The 7242-nt window shown below is 73.5% G+C and carries 4 protein-coding genes; 3 read left to right on the plus strand and 1 reads right to left on the minus strand.

Annotated features, from left to right (window positions below):
- Positions 1–3732, minus strand: a 3732-nt coding sequence (locus tag AH6_RS33055; RefSeq protein ID WP_373861839.1) for a HAMP domain-containing protein, incomplete at its 3' end; no start/stop codon positions are given.
- A gap of 363 nt (positions 3733–4095) precedes the next feature.
- Between AH6_RS33055 and AH6_RS33060 the strand changes: the two genes are divergently transcribed.
- The 3 genes from AH6_RS33060 to AH6_RS33070 are packed head-to-tail and all read left to right on the plus strand — an operon-like array spanning position 4096 to position 7211.
- The gene (locus AH6_RS33060; RefSeq protein ID WP_067488076.1) at positions 4096–6435 is read left to right on the plus strand and encodes a SpoIIE family protein phosphatase; all 2340 of its coding nucleotides are present in this window, start codon (positions 4096–4098) and stop codon (positions 6433–6435) included.
- A 31-nt stretch (positions 6436–6466) separates the two neighbouring features.
- On the plus strand, positions 6467–6799 hold the full coding sequence (locus AH6_RS33065; RefSeq protein ID WP_083983723.1) for an STAS domain-containing protein: 333 nt from the start codon (positions 6467–6469) through the stop codon (positions 6797–6799).
- 43 nt (positions 6800–6842) lie between these two features.
- Positions 6843–7211 carry an ATP-binding protein gene (locus tag AH6_RS33070; RefSeq protein ID WP_067488078.1) on the plus strand — a complete coding sequence of 123 codons (369 nt, stop codon included), beginning with the start codon at positions 6843–6845 and terminating at the stop codon, positions 7209–7211.
- Positions 7212–7242 lie beyond the last annotated feature (31 nt).

The raw sequence follows: 7242 nt of genomic DNA on the forward strand, positions 1-7242 counted from the left end.
CGCCGCGCCGTCCTGCCGCTCGGCGCCGGCCGGGCCGTCGAAGGCGGTCAGGCGCCCCGGCAGCGGGCCGCCGCCGGGCGCCACCGCCTCCTCCAGCGGCTGCGGCGCGCGCCGCCGCCCGTCGGTCTCGGCGTACTGCGCGGGCAGGTACAGCGTGAACACGCTGCCCCGGCCCGGCTCGCTCTCGGCGTGGATCTCCCCGCCCAGCAGCCGCGCGATGTTGCGGCTGATCGACAGGCCGAGCCCGGTGCCGCCGTAGCGGCGGCTGGTGGTGCCGTCGGCCTGCTGGAACGGTTCGAAGATCTCCTGGAGCTTGTCGGCGCTGACCCCGATGCCGGTGTCCACCACCCGGAACGCGATCACGTCGGGGGTGTTCCACAGCGCGGGCAGCGTGAAGTCGGTGTCGCCGGCCCGCTCCACGCGCAGCCGCACCTCGCCCTCGGAGGTGAACTTCACCGCGTTGGACAGCAGGTTGCGCAGCACCTGCTGGAGCCGCTGCTCGTCGGCGTACAGGGTGCCCGGCACGTCCGCCGCGACCTCGGTGCCGAACCGCAGCCCCTTGTCCACCGACAGCGGCCGGAACGCCGCGTCCACGTAGTCGACCAGCCCCGCCACCACCAGCCGCTGCGGGTGCACCTCCATCTTCCCGGCCTCCACCTTGGCCAGGTCCAGGATGTCGTTGATCAGCTCCAGCAGGTCGGTGCCCGAGTCGTGGATGGTGCGGGCGAACTCCACCTGCTTGTCGGTGAGGTTGCCGCCGGGGTTCTCCGACAGCAGCTTGGCCAGCACCAGCAGGCTGTTGAGCGGCGTGCGCAGCTCGTGCGACATGTTGGCCAGGAACTCGCTCTTGTACCGCGAGGAGATCGCCAGCTGCTCGGCGCGCTCCTCCAGGGTGCGGCGGGCCTGCTCGATCTGGAAGTTCTGGATCTCGATGGCGCGGTTCTGCTGGGCCAGCAGCGCCGCCTTCTCCTCCAGCTCGGTGTTGGAGTGGCGCAGCTCGCCCTGCTGGCGCTGCAGCTCGTCGGAGCGTTCCTGGAGCTCCTGGGCCAGCCGCTGGGACTCCGACAGCAGCGCCTCGGTGCGGGTGTTGGCGCTGATGGCGTTGAGGGTGACCCCGATGGTCTCGATGAGCTGGCTGAAGAACGCCAGGTGCACGTCGGTGAACCGGCCGAACGACGCCAGCTCGATCGCGCCCAGCACGGTGTCCTCGAACACGATCGGCAGCACGATGATGTTGACCGGCGCGCCCTCGCCCAGCCCCGAGCGGATCTTGACGTAGTCGGCGGGCGCGTCGGCGATCAGGATCGTGCGGCGCTCGGCGGCGGCCTGCCCGACCAGCCCCTCGCCCGGCCCGAACCGCACCCGGCCGATGCGGTCGCGGGGGATCCCGTACCCGGCGATCAGCGTCAGCTCGGCCTCCTCCCCGGCGTGCTCGGCCAGGTAGAACGCGCCGTACTGGGCGCTGGCGGTGCGGGTCAGCTCCCGCATGATCAGCTCGGCGACCTGCATCAGGTCGCGGTGGCCCTGCATCAGGCCGCCGATCCGCGCCAGGTTGGTCTTCAGCCAGTCCTGCTCCTCGTTGGCGCGGGTCGTCTCGCGCAGGGTCGCCACCATCAGGTTGACGTTGTCCTTCAGCTCGGCGACCTCGCCGCGCGCCGCGACCGTGATGGTGCGGGTCAGGTCGCCGGTGGCGACCGAGCTGGCGACCTCGCCGATCGCGCGGACCTGCGTGGTGAGGTTGGAGGCCAGCTCGTTCACGCTCTCGGTGAGCCGCTTCCAGGTGCCCGACACGCCCTCGACCTCGGCCTGCCCGCCGAGCCGCCCCTCGCTGCCGACCTCGCGCGCCACGCGGGTGACCTCCGAGGCGAACGACGACAGCGTGTCGACCATGGTGTTCAGCGTCGTCTTCAGCTCCAGGATCTCGCCCTGGGCGTCCACGTCGATGCGGCGGGTCAGGTCGCCGTGCGCGACCGCCGTGGCGACCTGCGCGATGTTGCGGACCTGGTAGGTCAGGTTGGAGGCCATGCCGTTGACGTTGTCGGTGAGGTCCTTCCACATGCCGCCGGCGCCCGGCACGATCGCCTGCCCGCCGAGGCGGCCCTCGGTGCCGACCTCGCGGGCGACCCGGCTGACCTCGTCGGCGAACGCCGACAACGTCTCCACCATCGTGTTGATGGTGTCCTTGAGCTGCAGGATCTCGCCCTGCGCGTCCACCGAGATCTTCTTGGTCAGGTCGCCGTTGGCGACCGCGGTGGTGACCTGCGCGATCCCGCGCACCTGCACCGTCAGGTTGTTGGCCATCGAGTTGACGTTGTCGGTGAGGTCCTTCCAGACCCCGCTGACCCCGTGCACCTTGGCCTGCCCGCCGAGGCGGCCCTCGGTGCCCACCTCGCGCGCGACGCGCGTCACCTCGTCGGCGAACGCCGACAGCGTGTCCACCATCGTGTTGATGGTGTCCTTCAGCTGGAGAATCTCGCCCTGCGCGTCCACGGTGATCTTCTTGGTCAGGTCGCCCTGCGCGACCGCCGTGGTGACCTGCGCGATGTTGCGGACCTGGTAGGTCAGGTTGGAGGCCATGCCGTTGACGTTGTTGGTCAGGTCCTTCCAGACCCCGCTGCCGCCCGGCACCCGCGCCTGCCCGCCGAGACGGCCCTCGGTGCCCACCTCGCGCGCCACGCGCGTCACCTCGTCGGCGAACGCCGACAGCGTGTCGACCATCTGGTTCACCGTCAGCTTGAGCTGGAGGATCTCGCCCTGCGCGTCCACGGTGATCTTCTTGCCCAGGTCGCCCTCGGCCACCGCCGTGGTGACCTGCGCGATGTTGCGGACCTGGCCGGTCAGGTTGTTGGCCATCGCGTTGACGTTGTCGGTCAGGTCCTTCCAGACCCCGCTGACGCCCCGCACGTTGGCCTGGCCGCCCAGCTTGCCCTCGGTGCCCACTTCACGGGCCACCCGGGTCACCTCGTCGGCGAACCCCGACAGCTGGTCGACCATCGTGTTCACGGTGGTCTTCAGCTCCTGCAGCTCGCCGGTCGCCTCCACCGTCACCTTGCGGGTCAGGTCGCCCTCGGCCACCGCCGTGGTCACCTCGGCGATGTCGCGGACCTGCGCGGTCAGCCGGCTGGCCATCGCGTTCACCGCCGTGGTCGCGTCCCGCCACCGGCCGGTCGTGCCGCGCACCGGCGCCTGCCCGCCGAGCCGCCCCTCGGTGCCGACCTCCCGCGCGAACTGGGTGACCTCCCAGGTGAACTGGTCGAGCATGTCCACCATCGCGTTGACCGACTTGCCCATGCGCAGCACCTCGCCGCGCATCGGCCGCCCGTGCACCCGCAGGTCCATCCGCTGGCCCAGGTCGCCGTTGGCGACGGCCTCCACCACGTGGTGCATGCCGGTGGCGAGGTCGGTCAGCTTGTCCAGGACGCCGTTGGCGTCCTCGGCCGCCGCCGCCCAGCCGCCCTTCATCGCGCGCGGCGTGATCCGGCCCAGGAGCTGCCCCTCGCGGCCGACCTCCCGGCGGATGCGGGCCAGCTCCTCGGCGAGATGCCCGCCGTGGTCGCGGATGTCCTTCACCAGCGACGCCGCCTCGCGCAGCACGCCCTCGCCGGGCAGCTCGATCTCGTACTGCAGACGTCCGTCCCGGACCGCGACCAGCGCCTTCAGCAGCGGCTCCAGGTCGGCGTCGCTGTAGCGCGGCGTGGTGTCGGGCGACGAACCGTTACGGGAGCGGGGCATGTTCTTCATCCTCCTGGCCCGCGATGCCGGGTACCCGGAAACGACGGACACCTCCTTTGGGCAGCACCAGTACTCTACGTCTCCGCACGTCCCGGACGGCCGGGCTCGCGGAGACCGGAAACCGGGCGAACGCGGGGCTTGTAGTCTTCGTGTTACGGTCTGTCGTGTTGTGGCGACGGGCCGCCGACTTCTCCACCGCCCATTCCACCGCACCGGCCGACCCCGCGGGCGCGACACTCCGGTGGGAGGCCCCGGCGCGTGGCGCGGTCCGTGCCCGTCCGGCACGGCTCGCCTGGCAAGACGGTCGCTCAGTCTGTCACGATAGCCAGGTTCGCTAGTAACGCTTCGATTGAGGGACGACTGTTGGAACGGCAGACGGTGTCGGCCACCTTCCCGTCCGCCGCGGTCTCGGTGGCGGACGCGCGCAGGTTCGTGCGGCGCGTGCTGGCCGACTGGGGGATGCCCGAGGCCGTCGACGACGCCGTGCTGGCCACCAGCGAGCTGGCCACCAACGCCGTCGCCTACGCCGGGACCTCCTTCGAGGTCGCCTGCCGCCTGGTCGACGGCCAGGTCCAGATCGAGGTCCGCGACCTGCACCCCACCCGCGCCATCGCGATGCCCGGCATGAACGCCTCCAGCGGCCGCGGCCTGCCCTCCATCGCCCGGCTGGCCTCGTCCTGGGGCGTCACCTACGACCGCCGCAGCAAGGGCGTGTGGTTCCGGCTGCCGCGCTCGGGCGCCGCCAACGGCGCCGCTCCGGCCACCTACTCCGGCGAGGCCGCGGCGGTCGCCGGGCCCGCGGGCACCCGCGCCGCCCCGCTGGGGGACGGGGCCGGTACTCCGGGGAGCGTCGGCACGTCCGGTGCCGTGGAGACCGCCGATCCCGCCGAGACCCTCGTCCCCGCCGACGCCGCCGAGCCGTCCCGGGCCGCAGCCGCCGCACCCCTGACCAGCCGGTTCATCCCCGCTCGCCCCGGTCACGACGCGGGCGCCACCGCCGCCTCCGCCGACCGCATCCTGCGCTCGCCCGCCGCCACCGAGTCCCTGCGGAACGCGATCGTCACCGTCCGCGACGTCCTGGACGCCGACGCCGCCGCCGTCCTGCTCACCGAGCGCGACGGCCGCCTGGTCCTCGGCGCCGCCGCCGGGCTGCCCGGCGAGCCGTCCCTGGGCGAGCTGTCGATGGTCAACCTCGGCCCCGACGCCCGCGCCGGCACCCCGTGGGTGTCCAACGACTCCTCCGACCCCATCGCCGCCGCGCTGCGCGCCCGCTCGCTGGCCGCCGCCCCGCTGGAGGCCCAGGGCCACCTCACCGGCCTGGTCGTCGCGACCGCCACCGAGCCCGGCCGCTTCGCCAGCGCCGACGCCGCCCGCCTCGCCCGCCTGGCCGACGAGATGTCGCTGTCGCTGGAGAAGGCCCGCATCGGCGAACTGGAGCGGTCCTGGCGCGGCTGGCTCAGCTTCGTCGCCGAGGCCAGCGACCTGCTCGCCGGCACCCTCGACCAGGAGCGCACCATGGCGCTGGTCGCCCAGCTCGTGGTGCCGCGCCTGGCCACCTGGTGCGCGGTCTACACCGCCACCGAGAACGAGGCGGCCCGCCTGGCCTACGTCTGGCACGCCGACGAGACCCGCGCCGACGGCCTGCGCGGGCTGCTGGTGGGCGCCGAGGTCCCGCCGCCCACCGACGCCGCCGGCCCCTGGACCGGGTTCGGCGCCGCCCCCGGCGAGGTCCGCGCCGTCGCCGGGGCGACCACCGGCGACCAGGCGTACGCGTTCCCGCTGATCGCCCGTGGCCGTCGCATCGGCACCATCGTCATCGGCCGCCCGCCCGGCGACCGGTTCCCGCGCAGCGCCATCGAGCTGGCCGAGGAGCTGAGCCGCCGCGCCGCCCTCGCCGTCGACAACGCCCGGCTGTACTCCGAGCAGACCGCGATGAGCAGCGCGCTCCAGCGCAGCCTGCTGCCGCCCGGCATCCCCGACATCCCCGGCCTGGAGACCGCCGTGGTCTACGAGCCGGCGGGGGAGGGCAGCGAGGTCGGCGGCGACTTCTACGACGTGTTCGAGGTCGGCGACCCCGCCGCCGGCCAGCTCGGCGGCCCCGCCTCCCCGCCCGGCGCCGCCGACCGCTGGCGCTTCGCCATCGGCGACGTGTGCGGCACCGGCCCGCAGGCCGCCGCCGTCACCGGCCTCGCCCGGCACGCGCTGCGCATCCTGGCCGCCGAGGACATGCCGGTCCCCGACGTGATGGCCCGCCTCAACCGCCTCATCCTCGGCGAGGGCGAGCGGGGCCGGCTGCTCACCCTGCTGCACGGCGAGATCACCCCCCGTCCCGCCCGGGACGGGGTCACCATCAGGCTCGCCAGCGCGGGGCACCCCCTGCCGCTGGTGCTGGACCCCGACGGGCGGGTGCACGAGGTCGCCTCGCCGCAGCCGCTGCTCGGGGTCTTCGACGGGGTGGACTTCCACACCGACACCGTGGAACTGCGGCGCGGACAGGTCCTGCTGTGCGTGACCGACGGCGTGACCGAGCGGCGCAACGGCGCCCGGCTGCTCGGCGACGGACACGGCCTGGAGCAGGTGCTGGCCGGTTGCGCCGGCCTCAGCGCCGGGGCCGTGGCGGCCCGCGTCCAGCGGGCCGTGCGGGATTTCGGGCCCGAGCCCTCGAACGACGACGTTGCCCTCATCGTTCTGAGGGCGTCATGATGAAGCCCAACAATCGGTAAGGTGGGGTGGCGTGGGGCTGGCCTTGCACACGACACGACAGGACGGGCGCGCGACGATAGCCGCGCGCGGGTCCATCGACCTGCACTCCTCGGACGAGCTGCGCACGCGGCTCACCGAGCTGGTGGACGCGGGCGAGCGGGAGGTCGTGGTCGATCTGACCGCCGTCGACTTCTGCGACTCCTCCGGTCTCAACGTGCTGGTCCGGGCCTACAAGCACGCGCGGGCGCAGAACGCCACGCTCACCGTGACCGGCGCCTACGGCCGCGTCGAGAACGTCCTGCGCACCACCGGCCTGGACCGCTTCCTGCTCGGCGGCCCCGCCGAGGAGGGGGTGGGCGGATGACCGCGCCAGTGCCGTCGCCCGGCCCCCGGACCCGGACGCGCCCATGACCGAGACCACGCTGCGCGCCGCCCCCCAGACCGAGGCCGTCGAGTACGCCCGGCGGCTCGCCGCCCGCACCATGCGCACCTGGGCGCTGCTGGAGCGCGAGGAGCTGGTGACCGCCATCGTGGCCGAGCTGGTCGCCAACGCCGTCCGGCACGCCGGCACCGCCCTGGAGCTGCGGCTGCTGCGCGGCCCCGGCCGGGTGCGGGTCGAGGTCCGCGACCGCGCCGCCCAGATGCCGCGGATGACGGTGCCCGGCCCGCTGGACGAGTCCCACCGCGGCCTGTTCATCGTCGACCGGTTCGCCACCTCCTGGGGCGCCGACCCGGTGACCGGCGGCAAGGTCGTCTGGGCCGAGGTCACCATCTGACCCGCCCCCGTCAACGACGAAGCGCCGGGCC

This window comes from Actinomadura hibisca NBRC 15177 (genome assembly GCF_001552635.1).
In the GTDB taxonomy this organism is placed as follows: Bacteria; Actinomycetota; Actinomycetes; order Streptosporangiales; family Streptosporangiaceae; genus Spirillospora; species Spirillospora hibisca.

What these genes read in the sequence shown, in the direction of transcription:
- AH6_RS33070 (WP_067488078.1), top strand. Translation starts at nt 6,843, where the DNA reads ATGACCGAGACCACGCTGCGCGCCGCCCCCCAGACCGAGGCCGTCGAG.